The organism is Acetobacter sp. AAB5, from assembly GCF_050106715.1.
Taxonomy (GTDB): domain Bacteria; phylum Pseudomonadota; class Alphaproteobacteria; order Acetobacterales; family Acetobacteraceae; genus Acetobacter; species Acetobacter oryzifermentans.
On the sequence record NZ_JBNIEW010000001.1, the window covers coordinates 80,988 to 102,592 of the forward strand.

21 protein-coding genes are annotated in these 21,605 nt (G+C 54.2%); 15 read left to right on the forward strand and 6 right to left on the reverse strand.

Annotated elements, in window-relative coordinates; all coding sequences use genetic code 11:
* Positions 1-120: 120 nt before the first annotated feature.
* Together secG and tpiA are read right to left on the reverse strand one after the other, a co-directional pair.
* Entirely contained in the window at positions 121-465 is a 345-nt protein-coding gene (secG, locus tag ACP7IZ_RS00360; protein WP_006115295.1) for a preprotein translocase subunit SecG, read from the reverse strand.
* A gap of 26 nt (positions 466-491) precedes the next feature.
* On the reverse strand, positions 492-1,232 hold the full coding sequence (gene tpiA, locus ACP7IZ_RS00365) for a triose-phosphate isomerase (protein ID WP_426847402.1): 741 nt from the start codon (positions 1,230-1,232) through the stop codon (positions 492-494).
* 246 nt (positions 1,233-1,478) lie between these two features.
* Between tpiA and ACP7IZ_RS00370 the strand changes: the two genes are divergently transcribed.
* From ACP7IZ_RS00370 to ACP7IZ_RS00430, 13 genes are all read left to right on the forward strand, one after another.
* Positions 1,479-3,398, forward strand: a complete 1,920-nt coding sequence (locus ACP7IZ_RS00370; protein ID WP_426847404.1) for a SurA N-terminal domain-containing protein — start codon at positions 1,479-1,481, stop codon at positions 3,396-3,398.
* On the forward strand, positions 3,395-4,936 hold the full coding sequence (trpE, locus tag ACP7IZ_RS00375; RefSeq protein ID WP_426847405.1) for an anthranilate synthase component I: 1,542 nt from the start codon (positions 3,395-3,397) through the stop codon (positions 4,934-4,936). Before ACP7IZ_RS00370 ends, trpE begins: the two co-directional genes overlap by 4 nt.
* A 58-nt stretch (positions 4,937-4,994) precedes the next feature.
* Entirely contained in the window at positions 4,995-5,591 is a 597-nt protein-coding gene (locus ACP7IZ_RS00380; protein WP_426847406.1) for an anthranilate synthase component II, read from the forward strand.
* Positions 5,591-6,703: an anthranilate phosphoribosyltransferase gene (trpD, locus tag ACP7IZ_RS00385; protein WP_426847407.1), complete on the forward strand. Its 1,113-nt coding sequence runs from the start codon at positions 5,591-5,593 to the stop codon at positions 6,701-6,703. The genes ACP7IZ_RS00380 and trpD overlap by 1 nt, the downstream gene beginning before the upstream one ends.
* Before the next feature lie 17 nt (positions 6,704-6,720).
* A complete protein-coding gene (trpC, locus tag ACP7IZ_RS00390) occupies positions 6,721-7,587 on the forward strand; it encodes an indole-3-glycerol phosphate synthase TrpC (RefSeq protein ID WP_426847408.1) in 867 nt (288 codons plus the stop codon).
* 1 nt (position 7,588) lies between these two features.
* Positions 7,589-8,065 (forward strand): cyclic pyranopterin monophosphate synthase MoaC, encoded by a 477-nt coding sequence (moaC, locus tag ACP7IZ_RS00395; protein WP_003625539.1) that lies wholly within the window; start codon positions 7,589-7,591, stop codon positions 8,063-8,065.
* Between the two features lie 127 nt (positions 8,066-8,192).
* Positions 8,193-9,203 carry a pyruvate dehydrogenase (acetyl-transferring) E1 component subunit alpha gene (pdhA, locus tag ACP7IZ_RS00400; protein WP_426847409.1) on the forward strand — a complete coding sequence of 337 codons (1,011 nt, stop codon included), beginning with the start codon at positions 8,193-8,195 and terminating at the stop codon, positions 9,201-9,203.
* An 8-nt stretch (positions 9,204-9,211) separates the two neighbouring features.
* Positions 9,212-10,561 (forward strand): pyruvate dehydrogenase complex E1 component subunit beta, encoded by a 1,350-nt coding sequence (locus tag ACP7IZ_RS00405; RefSeq protein ID WP_426847410.1) that lies wholly within the window; start codon positions 9,212-9,214, stop codon positions 10,559-10,561.
* Between the two features lie 11 nt (positions 10,562-10,572).
* A complete protein-coding gene (locus tag ACP7IZ_RS00410) occupies positions 10,573-11,820 on the forward strand; it encodes a pyruvate dehydrogenase complex dihydrolipoamide acetyltransferase (protein ID WP_426847411.1) in 1,248 nt (415 codons plus the stop codon).
* Positions 11,821-11,850: 30 nt separating this feature from the next.
* Complete coding sequence (lpdA, locus tag ACP7IZ_RS00415) at positions 11,851-13,263, forward strand: dihydrolipoyl dehydrogenase (protein ID WP_426847412.1); 1,413 nt, start codon at positions 11,851-11,853, stop codon at positions 13,261-13,263.
* 121 nt (positions 13,264-13,384) lie between these two features.
* The gene (gene lipA, locus ACP7IZ_RS00420; RefSeq protein ID WP_426847413.1) at positions 13,385-14,365 is read left to right on the forward strand and encodes a lipoyl synthase; all 981 of its coding nucleotides are present in this window, start codon (positions 13,385-13,387) and stop codon (positions 14,363-14,365) included.
* Positions 14,365-14,853, forward strand: a complete 489-nt coding sequence (locus tag ACP7IZ_RS00425; RefSeq protein ID WP_006115282.1) for a type II toxin-antitoxin system RatA family toxin — start codon at positions 14,365-14,367, stop codon at positions 14,851-14,853. Before lipA ends, ACP7IZ_RS00425 begins: the two co-directional genes overlap by 1 nt.
* Positions 14,854-15,001: 148 nt before the next feature.
* The gene (locus ACP7IZ_RS00430; RefSeq protein ID WP_426847414.1) at positions 15,002-15,427 is read left to right on the forward strand and encodes a hypothetical protein; all 426 of its coding nucleotides are present in this window, start codon (positions 15,002-15,004) and stop codon (positions 15,425-15,427) included.
* Positions 15,428-15,486: 59 nt separating this feature from the next.
* Here ACP7IZ_RS00430 and ACP7IZ_RS00435 read toward each other — a convergent pair whose 3' ends face one another.
* From ACP7IZ_RS00435 to ACP7IZ_RS00450, 4 genes are read right to left on the reverse strand one after another with little or no spacing between them, the layout of a single operon-like run.
* A complete protein-coding gene (locus ACP7IZ_RS00435; protein ID WP_426847415.1) occupies positions 15,487-15,999 on the reverse strand; it encodes a CinA family protein in 513 nt (170 codons plus the stop codon).
* Positions 16,000-16,017: 18 nt separating this feature from the next.
* The gene (locus ACP7IZ_RS00440; protein WP_426847416.1) at positions 16,018-16,494 is read right to left on the reverse strand and encodes a phosphatidylglycerophosphatase A family protein; all 477 of its coding nucleotides are present in this window, start codon (positions 16,492-16,494) and stop codon (positions 16,018-16,020) included.
* A 1-nt stretch (position 16,495) separates the two neighbouring features.
* On the reverse strand, positions 16,496-18,472 hold the full coding sequence (locus ACP7IZ_RS00445) for a transglycosylase SLT domain-containing protein (RefSeq protein WP_426847417.1): 1,977 nt from the start codon (positions 18,470-18,472) through the stop codon (positions 16,496-16,498).
* A gap of 58 nt (positions 18,473-18,530) precedes the next feature.
* The gene (locus ACP7IZ_RS00450; RefSeq protein WP_426847418.1) at positions 18,531-19,142 is read right to left on the reverse strand and encodes a TerC family protein; all 612 of its coding nucleotides are present in this window, start codon (positions 19,140-19,142) and stop codon (positions 18,531-18,533) included.
* Between the two features lie 171 nt (positions 19,143-19,313).
* Between ACP7IZ_RS00450 and purB the strand changes: the two genes are divergently transcribed.
* The gene (purB, locus tag ACP7IZ_RS00455) at positions 19,314-20,663 is read left to right on the forward strand and encodes an adenylosuccinate lyase (RefSeq protein ID WP_012812894.1); all 1,350 of its coding nucleotides are present in this window, start codon (positions 19,314-19,316) and stop codon (positions 20,661-20,663) included.
* Positions 20,664-20,816: 153 nt separating this feature from the next.
* Positions 20,817-21,584 carry a phosphoribosylaminoimidazolesuccinocarboxamide synthase gene (purC, locus tag ACP7IZ_RS00460; RefSeq protein WP_003630621.1) on the forward strand — a complete coding sequence of 256 codons (768 nt, stop codon included), beginning with the start codon at positions 20,817-20,819 and terminating at the stop codon, positions 21,582-21,584.
* Positions 21,585-21,605 lie beyond the last annotated feature (21 nt).

Here is a 21,605-nt window from a genome sequence, read left to right on the forward strand (position 1 = left end):
AAGGCCGGGCGGGTAAAGATGGACAAACGCAAACTACCGCATGCCACAGGACATGCGGAGCTGAAGGGATAAAAGGGCTCTCTCCTTACACATGGCGGAAAGGAGAGAGAAACCTGCATTTTACGGATGCGCCGGAGTAGCTGGCTGCGGAGCAGGAGCTGTTGTTGCCGGGGCCGCAGGTGCGGGCGCTGTGGCTGCCGGGGGCTGGGCCAGAATATCGTGCCCTTCACCCGTAACGGAGCCTTTGTAAAGCATGGCTAACAACAGGGAAAGCAGCATAAACACACCAGCCAGCACAGCCGTTGTGCGCGTAAGCAGGTTGGCTGTTCCGCGGCCGGACATGAACGCACCCATGCCCTGGCTGCTGCCAATTCCAAGGCCACCGCCTTCACTCCGCTGAATTAGCACAACGCCAATCAGGGCTATGGTCACACAGAAATGCAGGATCAGCAGGGCTGTGGTCATGTCAGATTCCAGATCAGAACAGCAAATCAGGCAGCAGATGCTGCGCTGACGATGGAAAGAAACGCGTCCGCCTTAAGGCTGGCACCGCCAACAAGCGCACCCGCCACTTCAGGAATAGGCAGGATGGAGGCCGCATTCCCGGCGTTTACGGACCCTCCATACAGGATTTTGATGACTTTTCCAGCCTCTCCAAACTGCCGCACCAATTCTTCACGCAGGAATTTCATGGTTTCGGCAATCTGATCAGTGGTGGCGGCAAGGCCTGTACCAATCGCCCAGATGGGCTCGTATGCCAAAATACCATTAAAACCATCGGGCAAAGAGCCCTTGATCTGCCAACCCAGCGCATCAAAGTGCTCACCAGTTTCGCGCTGATCTTCGGTTTCACCAATACAGACAATCGGGGTCAGCCCGGCTTTGGCGGCGGCCATGGCTTTTTCACGCACGGTTTCATCCAGCTCACCGTGTTCCTGACGGCGTTCTGAATGGCCCAAAACAACATAGGATACGCCCAGATCAGCCAGCATGGGGGCAGAAATATCACCCGTATGCGCGCCAGAAACATCCTGATGGCAATCTTGCGCACCCAGCTTTACCGGTGTGGGCTTTAACGCATCTGTCAGCAGCCCAAGCTGGGTAAAGGGCGGGCACACCACCACATCCGCGCTGTTGGCGGGCAGGCCGCTGGTGATAGCCTTGACGAGTTCCTGCGAATCACGGCTTAGGCCATTCATTTTCCAGTTGCCGACAATAATCTGTCTGGTCATGTCCTGCTCCTTGCCTGTAGCGCGCCATGCCAGCGGGCACGTGCGTTTATAATATGGTTCTTACATGAAGGCTAAACCATAGACGCCCCCCTTGGGGCAAGAGAGCAGGCACCTTAATTCTTGCCTGTCTGGCGTGCAGGCGCGGTTATGTCTGGTCAAGCACCGCAGCTACCCTTATGGTGCCGCGCCTGTGCATACCCTTTGTGGTATGATGTTTTTTAAGCATAGCTGTGGATCCATCGGGTCATGATTTCCTATCTACGTCGCGTTTTTGTTGAGTCCTGGCTGGGCCGGGTGACTGCAATTGTCATTTTTCTGGCCTTTGTCGGCTGGGGAATAGGCGATGTTATGGGCTATATGGGGGAAGAAACGGATGTTGTCGCCAAAGTGGGGCAACAGCAGGTTTCTTCCGATGATCTGGCCACAGCCCTGCAATCTGAACTGCCAACAATTGCCCGCCAGATGGGGGTAACAGACCCATCGCAAATTCCTTTGGCCATGCAGCGGCAGGTTGCCTACCAGATTCTGCACCGCCTGATTGGGCAAGCAGAGCTGCTGAATACCGCACAGAAGCTGAAAGTGGCGGTGCCTGATTCGGCCGTGCGGGATGAAGTGTTCTCGCTCCCTTATTTTAAAGGCGCGAATGGCCAGTTTGATCGCGCCAGCTTTAATCAGAAACTGCGTGACCGCGGGTTAACCGAGCAACGCTTTTTGGACATGGTGCGGAATGATCTGACCACACGCACCATTCTACAACCCCTGGCGCAGGCGGGCAGCGTTTCCGACACAATGCTCCAGCGCTTTCTAACCTACGGTGCAAAAACGCGCGTGGTGGATTTTGTGAGCATTCCGTTTGCTGCGCAGCCCACCCCCAAAGCACCAGATGATGCCGTATTGCAGCGCTATTACAACAACCATCCGTGGATGTTCCGTACGCCAGAACTGCGCCACGCCAAAATTGTGGTGCTTTCCCCACAGACAGTGGCAGACAGCATCACCATGGATGAAGCCGATATCAAGCGCATCTATGATGAGCAGAAATCTCGCTACAACGTGCCAGAAACGCGCGATATCCAGCTTATAACCCTGCAAGATCAGGCACAGGCAACCGCCATTGCCAACGCGTGGAAAGTAGGTGGCAACTGGCAGGCTATCCAGAACAGCGCAAAAGATGCGGCTGCGGTAGAAATGCCAAATGCTCGCCCGTCTACAATTCCTTCTGCTACTCTGCGGCAGGCTGTTTTCCAGGCTCCAGAAGGTCAGGTCAGCGATCCGCTTAAAACCGAAGGTGGATGGGCTGTTTTTCGCGTCACCAAAATAACGGCCCCACACACCACGCCGTATGAGGATGCAAAAAAAGACATCCTCTCGCAGTATCGGGCGGCTGTTGCGCCATCTGTTGCAGGTGAGCGCAAGCGCAAGCTGCAAGATGCGCTTGCAGGCCAAGGGCTAGATGCCATTCCAGCAGATCTGGGCGCTGTTGCTGCGGCAGGCACACTGGATGCGCAAGGCATGACGGCTGATAAAGAACCCGCACCGTTGCCCGCATCCGGCAAGCTGCGTGAAGCCATTATCCACCAGATTTTCACCCAAAAACCCGGCGCACGTGCAACACTTGTGGATGGGCCGGACAACAGCAGCTTTGCTGTGGAAGTGGATACCGCTACACCCGCAGCCCCCCGTACCTTTGCACAGGCACAAACAGACGTTTTGGCCGCATGGCAGGATGAAGCCCGCAAGCATGCTGCAAATGAGCAGGCAACAACCTTGTATCTGGCAGCCAAAAACAAGCAGGCTTTAGGCACAGTAAACGCCCCAGGCGCACAACTTACGCGGGATGCGGCTTTCTCCTTCGCCAAGCCCAACAAAAACATTCCGGCCGCACTCATGGATTATCTGCCACGCATGCAGCCGGGGCAGGCGGTTATGGCAGAAGATGACGGCCACTTCCTTGTAGCGGTTGTCACAAAGCTGTTCGTGCCCAACCCACCAGCCCCAGCCGATGGCGTACAGCGCCTGAAAGACTCTCTGGCACAGGCAGATAGTGATGATCTGGTTGCCAGTTATGTGGATGCATTAAGCAAGCGCACGCCGCCCCATATTAACGAACGCGCTGTTATGGCCACACTATCCGCCGCCGGATTTGGAGGAGAAGCCACGCCATGAGCATTACCGCACGCATTGCGCCTTCACCCTCTCGCCAGCAGTGTGAAGCCGCTTGGGCGCAAGGTCTGCCTTCTGTTGTGTTTTCTGTAGAAGCAGCAGATTTGCTAACACCTGTTTCAGCCTATCTGCGCCTTGCGCGCTTTGATGGTGGCACCGGCAAAAATACGTTGCTGCTGGAAAGTGTAGAAGGTGGCACATCGCGCGGGCGGTATTCTGTTATTGCCCTCAAGCCAGATATCATCTGGACCTGCCATAACGGGCAGATCACGCTGAATGAAAGTCCGGAAAACCCGGATATTGCCCCGCGTATTCTTACAGAAAAGCCATTGGAAAGCCTGCGCGCCCTGATCCATGCCACGCGCATGGAACTGCCCGAAGGCGTTCCCCCAATGGTTGCGGGCCTGTTTGGATATTTGGGCTATGACATGGTGCGCCAGATGGAGCATCTGCCAGATGCGCCACCGGATGATCTGAACCTGCCTGAATCCATTCTCATGCGCCCCGGTCTTTTTGCTGTGTTTGACACGGTAAGCGATGAGCTGATTCTAGCCGCGCCTGTTCGCCCACAAAAAGATGAAACCGCAGCACAGGCTTGGGATAAAGCGCAAGATCTGTTGCGCCGCGCGCGGGAATGTCTGTCAGGAGCACTGCCGCCTTTACCAAAGCAGCCAGAAAACCTGCCAGAACCGGCGGAACCGCGCTCCTCCTTCAGCAAGGATGAGTTCTGTCAGGCAGTTGAGCGTATTCAGGATTATATTGCGGCTGGCGATGCCTTTCAGGTTGTCCCCAGCCAGCGTTTTTCTACGCCATTTCCGCTTCCATCTCTGGCGCTGTACCGAACGCTACGGCGTATTAATCCAGCGCCATTTCTGTTCCATCTGGATTTTGGTGATTTCTCACTTGTTGGGTCCTCGCCCGAAATTCTGGTGCGCTTGCAGGATGGCACCATGACGGTACGCCCGCTTGCTGGCACACGCCCGCGCGGCAAAACGGCAGAAGAAGACCTGCGACTTGAAAAAGATCTTCTGGCCGACCAAAAGGAACTGGCCGAGCATCTGATGCTGATAGACCTTGGCCGTAATGATGTGGGCCGTGTGAGTATTCCCGGCACGGTTAAAGTGACGGAACGATTCGTGATTGAACGTTTCAGCCACGTCATGCATATTTCTTCCAACGTGCAAGGCACACTCAAGCCGGAACTGGAAGCGCTGGATGCCCTTGTGGCCGCTTTTCCCGCAGGCACGCTGACAGGTGCGCCCAAAATCCGCGCCATGGAAATTATTGATGAAGTAGAACGCACCCGCCGCGCCACCTACGCCGGGTGCATTGGCTATTTTGGCGCTGGCGGCAACATGGATACATGCATTGGGCTGCGCATGGCCGTTGTAAAAGACGGGCAAATGCATGTGCAAGCTGGCTGCGGCGTAGTGGCAGACAGCGTGCCAGAAACAGAATATGAAGAAACACGCCATAAAGCCCGCGCCGTATTCCGCGCCGCAGAAGCCGCATTGGAACAGGCAAGGGCAGGGCGTTCTTAATGTCGTTTCTGTTCCATTCTTATTTGACCCCAACAGTACATAAGGTCATCATTCGGCCATGATCCTTCTGATCGACAATTATGACAGCTTCACCTTCAACCTTGTTCACTATCTGGGTGAACTGGGGGTACAGTGTGATGTCCGCCGCAATGATGCCCTGAGCGTAGAAGATGCACTGGCTCTTAAGCCGGATGCCATTGTGCTTTCTCCCGGCCCATGTTCCCCCAATGAAGCCGGTATCTGCTGCGATCTGATATCTGCCGCAGCCGGTCAGGTGCCTGTTTTTGGCGTATGCCTGGGGCATCAAGCTATCGGGCAGGTGTTTGGTGCACAGGTGGTGCGTGCACCTACGCCCATGCACGGCAAGGTGAGCCCCGTTTTCCACAACGGGCAGGATGTTTTTGCAGGCCTACCCAACCCGTTCAATGCCACGCGCTATCATAGCCTTACGCTTGAACCTGCCTGTATTCCAGATACTCTGGAAGTTACAGCATGGACGGAAGATGGCGTTATTATGGGTGTGCGCCACCGGCAGTATCCCATTTCAGGCGTGCAGTTCCATCCGGAAAGCATTGCCTCGGAATATGGCCATGATCTGATGAAAAACTTTCTTTCCATCGCATCTGCCTGGAAAGAAAAACAGGCCATTGCCTGATGTCCGCTACCCTTCATGGCGCCGCATCTCAAGCAGCAGGTGAGCAGTTTTTTTCTACCATTCTGGCACGTGTTGCAGACGGGCAAACACTAAGCGCTACTGAAGCCGAAGCTGCTTTTGGCGTTATTATGGATGGCCTGATTGCGCCGGAACGCATTGCGGCTTTTCTTATGGCATTGCGCGTGCGTGGTGAAACGCAGGATGAATTGCTTGGCGGTGTCACGGCTTTGCGGGCCCGTATGCACACCGTGCCCGCCATGCCCGCCGATACGATAGACGTATGCGGCACGGGCGGAGACAATTACGGCACGTTGAATGTGTCCACTGCTGTTGCCTTTGTGCTGGGTGCGCTTGGTGTGCCCGTTGCCAAACACGGTAACAGGGCTATTTCTTCGCGTTCTGGCGCTTCCGATGTGCTGGCTGCGCTAAGTGTTCCGCTTTCTGCGCAAGCCGAGGTTCTGGCAGAGCAGATGCAGGCACACCGGGCCATTTTCCTATCTGCCCCGCACCATCATCCCGCCATGCGTTTTGCTGCTCCGGTGCGTAAAACCTTGGGCGTGCGTACGCTGTTTAACCTTATGGGGCCATTGGTAAACCCGGCAGGTGTTACGCGGCAGCTTGTGGGGGTGTTTTCGCCCGCATGGCTGGAGCCTATGGTCAATGTGCTCAAAAATCTTGGGTCCCTGAAGGTCTGGGCCGCATGCGGTCTGCCATCAGACGGGCAGGGCGGCATTGATGAAATTACGCTGGCAGGCCCTACACAGGTTGTAGCGCTGGAAAATGATGCCATCTGCTCGTTTTCTATTACGCCGGAAATGGCTGGCCTTGCCTATGCTCCGGTCAGCTCCATATTGGGGGGAGATGCCCAATACAATGCACAAGCTCTGGAAGCTTTGCTGCATGGCGCATCAGGAGCATATCGTGATACAGTTGTTTTGAACGCCGCCTGCGCACTTCATGTGGCAGGGCGGGTAACACTCCTGCGGGACGGACGCATTGATCCGCAGGCCTTGCGGGAAAGTGTGGCTCTGGCCGCACGCCCACTGGATGATGGCACGGCTTTGGCAGTGCTAAATGGTTTGCGCGCTTCCAACCCGGATGCACGCGCCTGAGACATGACAGGATAATCATGACCGATACACCACTCGCGTCCTCGGCAGCTTCTGCTTCGGACACTCTTGCCAGCAAGATTGACGAACTGCCGGATGTTCTCTCCCGCATCTGCGCACGCACCAAGCTGGAAGTTGAACATCGCTCCACCCTGATGTCCCTTAAGGAAATCACAGCCAAGGCGCAGGAAACCAAAGAGGCTCCACGTGGGTTTGGTCGGGCGCTGAAGGAAAAGGCTGCTGACCGCGCAGTTGGCCTGATTGCAGAAATCAAAAAGGCTTCTCCTTCCGCTGGTATCCTGCGCGAAACGTATGACCCGGCAGAAATTGCCGCAGAATATGAGCAAGCAGGGGCAGCCTGTATTTCCGTGCTAACGGAAAGCTCCTGTTTTCATGGTGATAATGAAGATCTGGGCAAGGCGCGGGCTGCATGCTCCCTTCCTGTTCTGCGCAAGGATTTTATCCTTGATCCGTGGCAGGTTTATGAAAGCCGCATGATCGGGGCAGATTGCATTCTGCTCATTATGTCTATCCTGTCCGATGAAATGGCGCTGGAACTGGTTGACCACGCCAAAGGGCTAGACATGGATGTGCTGGTGGAAGTGCATGATGAGGAAGAACTGAACCGTGCCCTTGCGCTGGATACCTTCCTGATCGGTATCAACAACCGCAACCTCAAAACGCTTCAGACCAGCTTGGATACCACGCGGGAGCTTTCTCCTCTTGTGCCGCCAGATCGGATTATTGTGTCTGAAAGTGGCATCAAAACGCATGAAGATATCGTGCAGCTTTCCGGCATTGGCGTAACGGGCTTTCTGGTAGGTGAATCCCTGCTGCGAGATCCGCATCCCGGTGATGCCGCCAAAAAACTGCTGGGGCTGGCCTAACGTGCCCTCTCCAGCACTCACACATCTGGATGCAGCCGGGCATGCGCATATGGTGGATGTTTCCGCTAAAGCTGCCACGCGCCGCAAGGCTGTTGCCACCGGGGCTATTATTATGCAGCCCCAAACGCTGGAAATGATCCTTTCAGGCGCCGCCCCAAAAGGTGATGTTCTGGCAACGGCCCGCATTGCTGGCATTATGGCTGCAAAAAAAACAGCAGATATTATCCCGCTCTGCCACCCACTTAGCCTAAGCAGTGTAACTGTGGATCTGGCTCCGAATGATAACAGGATCGAGATTACCGCAACTGTTACAACAACTGGCGCAACCGGGGTGGAAATGGAAGCGTTAACCGCCGTATCTGCTGCGGCCCTTACGCTGTACGACATGTGCAAAGCAGTTGACCGCGGCATGCAGATAGAAAATATAAAGCTCCTTCATAAAAGTGGGGGCCGCTCAGGAGACTACAACGCTGCATAATAAAACACGCGAAACAGCAGGCAGTTTTACTGGAGCTTTAGGAAACATCTGAAGACCCGGAAACGGATGCCGCTGTTACGCACCATTTATTACGAACTGTTTACATATCGCAAAAGGTTCATCACGCATGGGAACGAACGCCAAACAGGTCGGCAAGGCAGGAAATAACGGTCCTTCCTTAACACGAGACCAGTTTCTTAAAGCCTACTATGACATGCTCCTGATCCGCCGCTTTGAAGAAAAAGCCGGGCAACTTTACGGCATGGGCCTAATTGGCGGTTTCTGCCACCTGTATATCGGGCAAGAAGCTGTGGTGGTTGGTATCCAGATGAGCCTGCATGAAGGCGATAAGCTGATTACATCCTACCGAGACCACGGCCAGATGCTGGTGGCGGGCATGACCCCCCGTGGCGTGATGGCGGAACTTACGGGCCGTTCTACCGGGTATTCTCACGGTAAGGGTGGCTCCATGCATATGTTCTCCCGCGAGAAGAATTTTTACGGGGGGCATGGCATTGTTGGTGCTCAGGTTTCTTTGGGTATCGGGCTGGCGTTTGCCAACAAATACCGCAACACCGATGAAGTTTCCGTAGCTTATTTTGGTGATGGCGCAGCCAATCAGGGGCAGGTTTACGAAAGCTTTAACCTGGCGGCTCTGCTCAAACTTCCCTGTATTTTTGTGATTGAAAACAACCGTTACGGCATGGGCACCGCTGTTGAGCGGGCATCAGCCTCGCACGAATTGTACAAAAATGGCGAACCATGGGGCATTCCCGGCAAACGGGTAGATGGCATGGATGTTGCCGCCGTATATGCCGCAGCAGAAGAAGCCGTAAAACATTGCCGTGAAGGCAAGGGGCCTTACCTGCTGGAAATGATGACATACCGCTATCGCGGCCATTCCATGTCAGATCCTGCCAAATACCGCACGCGAGATGAGGTGGATGAAGTCCGCAAAACGCGAGATCCTATTGAACACGTCAAACACATCCTGCTGGATTCTGGCGTGACAGAAGCAGAATTGAAAACAATGGAAACCGAGATCAAGGGCATTGTAAACGACTCTGCAGAATTTGCGCAGACCAGCCCGGAACCCGATCCGGCCGAACTTTATACGGATGTTGTTCTGGAGGCTTGAGCATAAACATGGCGACTGAAATTTTAATGCCCGCCCTTTCTCCTACCATGACAGAAGGCAAACTTGCCCGCTGGTTGAAGAAGGAAGGGGATGCCGTAAATAGCGGCGACGTTCTGGCCGAAATTGAAACCGATAAAGCCACAATGGAAGTAGAAGCCATTGAGGAAGGTATTCTGGGCCGCATTCTAACACCGGAAGGTACAGAAGGTGTTGCCGTAAACACACCTATCGCCATTTTGGTGGAAGAAGGTGAAGCGGTGCCCGATAATATCGATACGCCTAAAAACGTAGCTGTTGCAGAACCCGCCTCCGCACCACAGCCTTCACCTTCTGTTGCCGCACCAGCTTCTACGCCGGTTGAAGAAGAAAAAGACTGGGGTGAAACGCAGGAAATCACTGTGCGTGAAGCCCTACGTGATGCACTGGCCGCCGAATTACGGCATGATCCAGATGTCTTTCTGATGGGTGAAGAAGTGGCCCAGTATCAGGGGGCTTACAAAATCTCCCAAGGCCTGTTGCAGGAATTTGGCGATAAGCGCGTAATTGACATGCCAATTGCCGAACATGGCTTTACAGGCATGGCCGTGGGTGCAGCCCTTACTGGCCTAAAGCCCGTTGTTGAGTTCATGACCATGAACTTTTCCATGCAGGCTATTGACCATATCATCAATTCCGCAGCCAAAACGCTGTATATGTCTGGCGGCCAGATGGGGTGCCCCATTGTGTTCCGTGGGCCAAACGGCCCGGCATCTCGCGTAGGTGCGCAGCATTCTCAGTGTTACGGTAGCTGGTATGCCCATGTGCCGGGCCTGAAAGTGGTTGTGCCTTGGTCTTCCGCAGATGCCAAAGGCCTGTTGCGCGCCGCTATTCGTGACCCCAACCCCGTTGTGGTGCTGGAAAACGAAATTCTTTACGGGCGCAAATTCCCATGCCCGATTGATGAAGATTTCATTGTGCCCATCGGTAAAGCCAAGATCGAACGTGCTGGTTCTGATGTCACCATCGTTGCGTTCTCTATTGCTGTCACCACAGCGCTGGATGCGGCTGCTGAGCTGGCCAAGCAGGGGATTGAGGCAGAAGTTATCAATCTGCGCAGCCTGCGTCCGCTGGATACAGACACAATTGTAGAAAGCGTTAAAAAAACCAGCCGCTTGGTAACGGTAGAAGAAGGCTGGCCGTTTGCAGGTATTGGCGCAGAAGTTGCCATACAGGTGATCGAGCATGCGTTTGATTGGCTGGATGCCCCACCGGCCCGTGTAACGGGTGTGGATGTGCCAATGCCATTTGCCGCCAATCTGGAAAAATTGGCCCTGCCACAGCCTGAAGATGTGGTTAAAGCCGCACTTGGCCTGATGTGAGGGAATGACAGATGGCGACTGAAATTTTAATGCCCGCCCTTTCTCCTACCATGACAGAGGGCAAACTTGCCCGCTGGCTGAAGAAGGAAGGGGATGCCGTAAATAGCGGCGATGTTCTGGCCGAGATTGAAACCGATAAAGCCACAATGGAAGTAGAAGCCATTGAGGAAGGTATTCTGGGCCGTATTCTTGTTCAGGAAGGTGCAGAAGGTGTTGCCGTAAACACACCTATCGCCATTCTGGTAGAAGAAGGCGAGGCGGTACCAGACAATATCGACACACCTAAAAACGTGGCATCTGCCGCCCCCGCCACGGCACCACAGCCTGCGGCTGCTTCTGCTCCTATAGCAACACAGGCAGCACCAGCACAACGGGCAGACAAGCCTGTTGGCCGGGTTGTGGCCTCTCCGCTTGCGCGCCGCATTGCGCGCCAGAAGAACATTGATCTGGCAGCAGTTAAAGGCACGGGGCCGAATGGCCGTATTGTCAAACGGGATGTAGAAGCGGCTCTTAACAAAGCCCCAAGCATAGGGCAGGTGGCTTCTGCCGCGCCCGCATCTGGTGGTAGCCGTGCTGTGCCGCACACCACCATGCGCAAGGTTATTGCTCGCCGCCTGAGTGAGTCCAAATCCACTATTCCGCACTTCTATGTCTCCATAGATGTGGAGCTAGATGCGCTATTGGCTTTGCGTTCACAGCTTAATGCCATGTCTCCGGCAGAAGGGGCCGATGCCTTTAAGCTGTCTGTGAATGACATGCTCATTAAGGCTTCTGCTGTTGCCCTTAAGCAGGTGCCGGAAGTGAATGCTTCCTACACCGAAGATGCCATGATCCTGCACGAAGATGCAGATATTTCGGTTGCGGTTTCTCTGGATGATGGGCTGATCACACCTATCGTCAAACAGGCAGACCGCAAGAGCCTGAAAGACATCAGCCAGGAAGCCAAGGATCTGATTTCCCGCGCCCGCTCTGGCAAATTGAAGCCAGAAGAATTTCAGGGCGGTACATTCTCCATCTCCAACATGGGTATGTATGGCGTGAAAGACTTTGCTGCCATTGTTAACCCGCCGCAGGCTGCCATTCTGGCTATTGCAGCGGGCAAAAAACAGGCCGTGGTAAAAGGGAATGAACTGGCTATTGCCACTGTTATGACCGTTACCCTCTCGGTTGATCATCGCGTGGTGGATGGTGCTGCGGCAGCCCGCTGGCTTTCTGCTTTCCGTGCAGCGGTTGAATCTCCGCTCTCACTCGTTCTCTAACCGCGTGGCTTTCTGAGGATCAGGCATATTATGAGCCAGACTGATTTTGATATCATCGTTGTTGGCGGTGGGCCGGGCGGTTATGTGGCGGCACTTCGGGCAGCGCAGCTTAAGCTTTCTGTTGCTGTGGTGGAAGCCAACCATCTTGGGGGTATCTGCCTGAACTGGGGCTGTATCCCCACCAAGGCATTGCTGCGTGCTTCCGAGATCAACCATCTATTGCATGACCTTGGCACATATGGGTTTAAGGCAGATGGCGTAAGCTTTGATTTTAAAGCAATTGTTGCCCGTTCACGCGCCGTTTCCAAACAGCTTGCCTCTGGTGTTCAGCACCTGCTCAAAAAAGCCAAAGTTCCTGTTTTTAAAGGATTTGGTAAACTGGATGGCGTTGCTGCCGGTAGTAAACGCAAAGTATTGGTGCAGCCAGAAAGTGGTGCGCCGCAAACCCTCACAGCCAAACACGTTATTCTGGCCACAGGTGCACGCGCACGTGCGCTGCCGGGGCTGGAAGCAGACGGCAAACTTGTTTGGTCTTATCGGGAAGCTTTGGTGCCAGATGAACTGCCCAAACGGCTACTGGTCATTGGGTCTGGCGCTATCGGCACAGAATTTGCCTCGTTCTACCGCAATATGGGTTCTGAAGTTACGCTGGTGGAGGTTGCGCCGCGCATTCTGCCCGTGGAAGATGAAGAAATCAGCGCCTTGGCGCGTAAAGAGTTTGAAAAACAGGGCATGCGTGTTCTTACCAGCGCCAAGGTTGGTGCGCTGAAAAAGGGCAAGAACGATGTTACTGTGCCAGTAGAGGTGGGCGGTAAAACGGAAACCATTACCGTGGACCGCGTTATTTCTGCTGTGGGCATTGTGGGCAACGTTGAAAACATCGGGCTGGAAGGCACCAAGATCAAAGTAGACCGCACACATGTGGTAACGGATGATCTGTGCCGCACGGGTGAGCCCGGTGTTTACGCCATTGGTGACTTGGCAGGTGCCCCGTGGCTTGCGCACAAAGCCAGCCATGAAGCTGTCATGTGCGTTGAAGCTATTGCTGGCAAAACCGTGCATCCTATTGATATTACAAAAATTCCCGGCTGCACATACTGCCGCCCACAGGTGGCTTCTGTTGGTTATACGGAAGCACGCGCCAAGGAAGCGGGCTATAAAGTGCGCGTTGGCAAGTTCCCGCTTATGGCAAACGGAAAAGCACTTGCTATGGGTGAACCAGAAGGCATGGTGAAAACCGTATTTGATGCCCAGACAGGTGAGCTGCTGGGTGCGCATATGATTGGCGCGGAAGTTACGGAAATGATCCAGGGCTTTGTTATTGCCCGCACAGCAGAGCTGACCGAAGCCGAGCTGATGGAAACCATTTTCCCACATCCCACCATTTCTGAATCCATGCACGAAGCTGTTCTGGCCGCTTATGGTGGAGCGCTTCACTTCTAGTTTTGGTGTATCATCTCAAGGGTTTGATGTTGCCAGAGCGCTATATGGAGCGTTCCTGCCTTGACGCCACGGCAGGAGCGTTCCAGTTCTGTGGTAACCCTTGGCAAAAGCGGGCAAAGATATGTCTATTCGCGTTGTGATTGATCATCGAACAGGAGGCAGCAGCCCCAACAAGCTGCGTCATCCAGAAAAAGCACATCGGCCAGACAACCCCATAGCCCGCAAACCGGACTGGATACGCGTTAAGGCGCCCAATCACCCCATTTACCACGAAACGCGCGCGCTTATGCGCAGCAACAAACTGGTAACTGTGTGTGAGGAAGCCGCATGCCCCAACATTGGGGAATGCTGGTCTCAGCGCCATGCCACCATGATGATCATGGGGGAAATCTGCACCCGGGCCTGTGCATTCTGCAATGTTACTACCGGCCTGCCGCATGCGTTGGATGCGGATGAACCCGCCCGTGTGGCAGAAGCAGTGGCGCGCCTTGGGCTGCGGCATGTGGTTATTACATCGGTAGATCGGGATGATCTGGAAGATGGGGGCGCACACCATTTTGCCCGTGTTATTCATGCCATTCGTGCGGCGGCGCCAGAAACAACCATCGAAATCCTGACACCTGATTTTTTACGTAAAAAGAATGCCTTAGAAGTGGTTGTTGACGCACGGCCTGATGTTTTCAACCACAATTTGGAAACCGTACCACGCCTGTATCCGACCATTCGGCCGGGGGCGCGTTACTACCAATCTTTGCGCTTATTAGATCGGGTTAAACAGCTTGATGCGTCCATCTTTACCAAATCCGGGCTCATGCTTGGTTTGGGGGAAGAAAAGATGGAACTCGCTCAGGTCATGGATGATCTGCGCGTGGCAGATGTAGATTTTATTACAATGGGCCAGTATCTCCAACCAACAGCCAAACATGCCCCAGTTGCACGTTTTGTTACCCCGGCAGAGTTTGAGGACTACGGCACAATGGCACGCGTAAAAGGCTTTTTGCAGGTAAGTTCCAGCCCGCTTACGCGCTCCTCCTACCATGCCGATGCCGACTTTGCCGCACTGCGTGAGACACGCAATGCCCGCCTGAAGGAGGATCAGTAATGCCACAGCACGCAGAAAAGCGTGTTTTACCTTATCGCCCGGATCAGATTTTTGATCTTGTTGCCGATGTTGGTCATTATCCCAAGTTTCTGCCTTGGTGTGTTGCTGCCAAAGTGCGCACGCGCACCGCTACAGAACTGGTTGCGGACTTAACCATTGGTTTTGGCCCATTCCGGGAAAGTTTTACATCGCGCGTTACGCTGGACCGCCCATCATCCATTACTGTTCGGTATGAGCGCGGGCCTTTTAGGTATTTGCGCAACATCTGGAAATTCACTGCAACGCCTGAAGGTTGCCTTGTAGAGTTTTTTGTAGATTTTGAATTCCGTTCGCGCATTTTGCAGGCCGCTATTGGCGTGGTGTTTACAGAAGCCACACGATTGATGGTTTCTGCCTTTATCAAGCGCGCGCGCGAAGTATATGGGCCGCCACAAACGCCCATCACCAACACAACAACAACCTGTACCAGTGAACACCCTGCCACCTGAAAGCAGAGTGGATATTTTCTTTGGTTTATTCCTTTGTTTCGGTTGAAACCCTGCTTATGATGCACGCAGGCAATTTTCTGTAACCTATTGTGGAATATGGGAATTGCCTGTGAAAAGGCGATTCAACCTTATTAAGGAATATATCCATATGAAAAAACTTTTCGCAGCAGCTCTGCTGGCTTCTTCTGCAACTCTGGCTGTTGCGCCAGCTATGGCTGCCGAAACCGCAACGCATCACGGCATGCATGCACATCACCATCATGAACATTGCCTAAAAGGCAAATGTGCTGCGGGTGAAAAATCTGCACAGAACAATGGTGATGCTGAAACAGCTGATCTAAATGCCAAAAGCCTGGCTGCGGCGCAGAACAATCAGGTTCCGGCCATTGCTGGCGCAACACCTGCCGTAACGGCGCCATCCGCACCTGTGCTTACAGCACCTAGCGTGTCTGCTCCTGGTATTCCGGCTCCGGTGGCTGCTGGCACAGGCGTAAAAGCACCAGCTCTGCCTACAGCTCCTACCGCTACAGTTCCAACAAATGCACCACTGCCGGCACCTGTTCCGGTTCAGTAATATAAACATAGATACTGCTGCCAACATCTGTTTCGGCAGCAGTATTTTTTTTGCAAATTTCAGCTCAAACGCTGCAAAATCAACTCAAACGCATGCTGTGCCGCTTGCGCTCTGACATCTTCCCGGCTACCAGAAAAAACCTGCTTATCCGAGATAACAGCGCCATTTTTCATGGCCGTTGCAAACCATACAAGCCCTACGGGTTTTTCTGCTGATCCCCCATCCGGCCCAGCTATACCGGAAATAGCAACCGAGATAGAAGCAACGGGTGAAGCCTTTAAAGCGCCTTCGGCCATTTTTTCCACCGTTTGCGCACTTACGGCTCCGTGCTTTTCCAATACTTTGGCCGGAACCCCCAGCACCTTTTGCTTCATGGCGTTGGAATACGTTACAAACCCGCCTTCCGTTACATCGGAAGAACCGGGAAAATGCGTTAACATTGCTGCAACCAAGCCGCCAGTGCAGCTTTCCGCTGTAACCATATGCCCATCTACCTGCCGCAAGCGGGAGAGGGTGCGCTCAGCAGCAGCCAGCACAGAAAACTCTGAAAAAGAAGCATCAGTCGCAGACATTACCAAAAAACCTTCCGCTTAGTGTGATGCGCGCCCCACAACTGTACGCACGCCTCTCACACATAACGCGGCCATGGCGCCTGCAATCACGTCATCTCCCATCACACCTATGGCATCATGCCGTCTATCCAGCACGCCAACCGGGCCGGGCTTTGTAATGTCAAACAAGCGGAAAAAGGCAAACGCCAGCAAAGGGTACATCCAGAACCATTTTTCACGGGCCTGTTCCTCTGTTTTTGGCAGGCAAGCCAGCAAGGCTATCCACATTCCGGCCACTTCATCAATCACAATCCAACTGTGATCTTCGCCTTTGCCGCTGCGTTTTGTGGCCCACCAGCCCACCACAGTTACCGCAGCAATACCCGCCACCAAAAGGCGAGGGCGCTTTAGCAAAGGCATCCCCACCACTAATGCCGCCAAGGAACCAACCGTACCCGGCGCGCGGGGTGAAAGCCCGCAACCACCAAATGTTGCAATCAGCCGTGCGATATCCATTTTACTTGTTCCCCAATGCCACATAGATGGTCATGTTTTCCCACACACGCTGCACGTAATTCCGTGTTTCGGAATAGGGAATGCTCTCAATCCAGTCGATCATCTCTTCGGCAGAAGCGCCGTTCTGGGCAGGGTTGCCGGCTGTGTTTAGCCAACGCGCCAAACGGGTAGGGCCACCATTATAGGCTGCGGCCATATACGGCACCACTGCCCCAAAGCGAGACTGAATGTGCTCCAGATAAGCTGTGCCCAACTTCATGTTGTTTTCTGGATCATGCAGCCCGGCAGCCGTTGCCGCAGAGGCAGGTAGACCCGTTACGCGCAGCATATCTCCCGCAGTGGAAGGTTTAAGCTGCATAAGCCCAATAGCATTGGAAGGGCTAATAGCATCGGGATTAAAGTTACTTTCCTGCCGCATCAGGCCGAGCGCCACACCGGCGGGCAAAGTGCTGGATGGCGGCGTATAAGGAAGTGGCCAACCAGAGCGCAGCAGAAAGACACCATCGCGCCCTGCATGGCGGGAGACTGTTACAGCGATATCCGGCAATCCCAACTGTGCAGATAAAGAGGAAAGCGCCAGACGCTGCGGCGTGCTTGTAACCTGTTGCTCAAGCATGTTCATGAAGTCTCGCGCATGCGAGCGATCTCCCCATGAAACAAGGATCTGCGCTGCCTGCGCCAGTTCACTACCAGAAACGTAAACATCTTCCGATGTGGTTGTTTCTGGGTCACGCTCCGCTTTAAGGCGTGTGCGCGTTTCCTCTGGCACATTGGCTGGGTCTAGCAGCACGTTATTGCGGCCTTCCAACGCAGCCGCAGCCATTTGCCCATAAAATGTTCCGGGCAGGGCCGCGGCCTGCTGCCAATTTGCATGGGCTGAAGCGGAATCCCCCGCTGCGGCACGTGCACGCCCAAGCCAGTAAAAGCCACGGCTCCGTGTAATAAGCGCAGAGGACTGAGCTAGTGGACGGAAAAAAGTTTCTGCCGTTGCAGGATCATGCTGAAGGCGCAGGGCAATCCACCCGGCAAGAAACTGTGCATCCAGCCTGTTTGTTGGTGTTGTGGCTGTATCATTTGCCACGGCAAAAGCATCTGCGGCACGGCCAGCCTGAATCAGTTCACGCGCCAGCGTATCCCGTTCTCGCCAAAATGAGGCACCATGTGTGCTGCGTTCAGCCTCTGCACCAGCGCTTTTCCATAGCGCCACAGCTTCATCATAACGCTGTTGTTTGCGCAGCCAGCGCGCATGATCGAGAATAAGGTACGGATCAGACCGCTGGTTAGCGGGCAGGGCAGCGGCCAATGTTTCTGCTGCCGGGTCATCTGCACGGAAAGCTAATCGGGCCTGTGCAAGTGGCTGCTTTTGGGCAGGAAGATAGGGCAGGGTTTGCTTGGCAGCCGCTACCAACCCATTTTTTTCTTCACGATCAAACCGCAACCAAGAACGTTCTGGCGTGATGGCAGATGCAAAATTGCTTTGCAAAGCTGTGGCTGCGGAACTGGCATCGTTGCCATTTGCCCATGCCTGTGCGGCTTCCGTATTTAAACGTTTGCTTAAATCTGCCGAAGCCGGAAGCTGCGTGGCACATTGCGCAAGCGCTGGGCCGTATGTCAGATTTTGCGAAGCACACAGCCGGGCCAGCACTGCCGGATCTGTTTCCTTGGCTAAAGCAAGTTGCATGCGCGATGTCAGCAACTGCCAGCGTGGCCATACTGGACGCGTTTGCAGGAAATCAGCATAAGCCTGCGCACTGTTCTGCGAGGATTTCACCAACCCCAGCCAAACAGTCAACCGGCTGGCAACATCACTTGTAGGGGGCGTGCCTTGGGCGGCCTGCTGCTCCGTTGGCCATGCCAAACGGTTTTCAGAAGCTCCTTGCTGTTCTGACGAGGGGGACGAGCAGGCGCTCAGCCCCACACACGCCAGAGAAACAGCCGCCACAAGGCGGTATCGGTAAGAAATCGCAAAACGTTTCATACCGCAGAATCAGCGCGTTTCCCGCACGTTGGCAAGTGCTTTCCGCACCGCCCAAAAATCAGTGGGGCAAATGCCCCCAAACTTCGCCACCACCTTTAACTATCAGTTCTATGGCAACAGCCAGAACAATCAGCAGGCCAACCCAGGAAATCCACTTATATTTATCCAGCAAGCGCGCAATAACAGAAGCCGCCAGCCCCATAAGCAGTACGGAAAGTGCCAAGCCTGCTATCAAAATACCCGGATGCTCTCGCGCGGCACCGGCAACAGCCAGCACGTTATCCAAGCTCATGGATAAATCTGCTATCAGGATACGGAAAATAGCCTTCCCCAAACTTCCTGGGGGTGCGGGGCCTGTATCGTCATTCGCATGGTTGTCCCGCATTTCGCGGTACATGCGCCAGCATACCCAAAGCAGCAAAAAGCCACCGGCCAGCGTAAGGCCCACAATCTCCAACAGCCGCACAGCCACCAGAGCCAGCAAAATACGGATAATGGCCGCCAGCCCCACACCGGCAAGAATAGCTTTCTGCCGCTGTGCGCCAGAAAGAGACCGCACCGCCATACCAATAACAACGGCGTTATCCCCCGCCAGTGTCACATCAATCAGCACAACCTGCAAAAAGGCGACAAATGCTGTCAGGCTGAAGGAATCTAGAAAGCCGTTCACGTAAGCTCCGATTCGAAAAACAGGGTGCAAAATGCGCCCGAAAAGGCGGCAGTTTCGGGAAGGAACACAAAAAGTCAAAGTTTTCCGCTTTGCGGGCAGACGAAAGGCGCGAAATCCGCTAGAGAGACGCCACCTGTTGGCTTTATTTTTTTGGTTAAGGAATTCTGCGTTATGGTGCCGCGTTATACTCGCCCCGTCATGGCCGCCATCTGGTCTCCCACAAACCGCTATCGCATCTGGTTTGAAATTGAAGCGCTGGCGTGTGAAGCCATGGCTGAATATGGCACCGTGCCCAAGGAAGCCGCCAAGGTTGTGCGCGAAAAGGGCGATGCCGCAATGGCCGCTTTTTCTGATGCCGATCTGGCCCGCATTGATGAAATTGAAGCCGAAACCCGGCACGATGTTATTGCCTTCCTGACATGGCTGGCAGAAAAGGTTGGCCCCGAAAGCCGCTTTGTGCATTTGGGCATGACATCATCCGATGTGCTGGATACCTGCCTTGCCGTGCAGCTTGTGCAGGCTACAGACCTGCTGCTGAAAGATCTGGATGGTGTTCTGGATGCGTTGAAAACACGCGCTTTCGAACACAAACACACTCTCACCATTGGCCGCAGCCACGGCATTCATGCCGAACCCACATCTTTCGGGCTGAAGCTGGCTGGCCATTACGCAGAATTTGCCCGTAACAAAGAACGGCTTGAAACCGCACGCGCTGAAATTGCCACCTGTGCCATTTCTGGCGCTGTAGGCACCTATGCGCATCTGGACCCGCGCGTTGAATCCTACGTGGCAGAACGCTTGGGCCTGAAACCGGAAACCGTTTCTACGCAGGTTATCCCGCGTGATCGGCATGCTGCTTATTTCTGTGCTCTGGCTGTTATTGCCAGCGGCATTGAACGTCTGGCAATTGAAGTACGCCACCTCCAGCGTTCTGAAGTGCGTGAAGCAGAAGAATTCTTCCATAAGGGCCAGAAAGGCTCTTCCGCCATGCCGCACAAGCGCAACCCGGTGCTGACCGAAAACCTTACGGGGCTGGCTCGTCTGGTACGGGCCGCCGTTATTCCGGCACTGGAAGACGTAGCACTGTGGCATGAACGCGATATCAGCCATTCTTCTGTAGAACGGAACATCTGCCCAGACGCCACAATCGGGCTTGATTTTGCCCTTGTGCGCCTATCCGGCATGATCTCCAAAATGCTGGTGTATCCGGACCGCATGGCCGCTAATATTGAAAGCCTTGGCGGTGTGGTACATTCCGGCGAAGTGCTTCTGGCACTGGCCAAAGCTGGCCTCTCGCGGGAAGATGCCTACCGGATCGTGCAGCGTAACGCCATGGAAACATGGACCAAACTGGGCACGCCAGAATGCAAAACTTTCCGTGAAAATCTGGATGCAGATCCGGAAATTTCTGGCCGTATCTCTCCAGACGTTCTGGACGCGGCAATGGATAGCCGCCAGCACCTGAAAGCGCTGGATACCCAGTACGAAAAAATCTTTGGTGAAACAGGGCCCCGCCAGTAAGCAGGCTCCCTTGTCATAGCAGGATATATCTTCCTACCCGGAAGCCTGCTATGAACCATATTAGCATATAAGGGGCCATACTGGCTGGCCCTTTGAATAATAGCCAGTTCTGCCCGAACTGGCTTTACCCTTTTTCGACAGGTAAGGATCATCATGGCCCGTCGGCGTCAGCTTTATGAAGGTAAAGCCAAAATCCTTTTTGAAGGCCCCGAACCTGGCACCCTTGTGCAATATTTCAAGGATGATGCCACAGCAGGGAACGGCGCAAAAAGCGGCGTAATTACCGGGAAAGGCGTTCTGAACAACCGTATCAGTGAATTTCTGATGCTACGGTTGCAGGAAATCGGCATTCCCACGCACTTTATCCGCCGCATCAACATGCGTGAGCAGTTGGTAAAGGAAGTGGAAATCATTCCGCTGGAAGTGGTTGTGCGCAATATTGCCGCTGGCAGCATTTCCAAGCGCTTTGATATTCCCGAAGGTGAGCGCCTGCCACGCCCGATTGTGGAATTCTATTACAAGAATGACGCGCTGGGTGATCCTCTGGTTTCAGAAGACCACATCATCGCCTTCGGCTGGGCCTGTCCGCACGATATGGAAGAAATTACCGGCATGGCCATGCGGGTAAATGACTTTCTGTGCGGCCTGTTCAGCGGCATTGGCATCCAGTTGGTAGACTTTAAACTGGAGTTTGGCCGTATCTGGGAAGGCGAAGATATGCAGATTGTGCTGGCGGATGAAATCTCGCCAGATAACTGCCGCCTGTGGGATATGCACACAAACGAAAAACTGGATAAAGACCGGTTCCGCCGCGATATGGGCAACGTAAAAGAAGCCTATCAGGAAGTGGCGCGCCGCATGGGTATCCTGCCAGAAAACGGGGCAGGCGGAGATATGAAAGGGCCGGAAACGGTCCAGTAACCACGCTGGTGGCAACGGGAG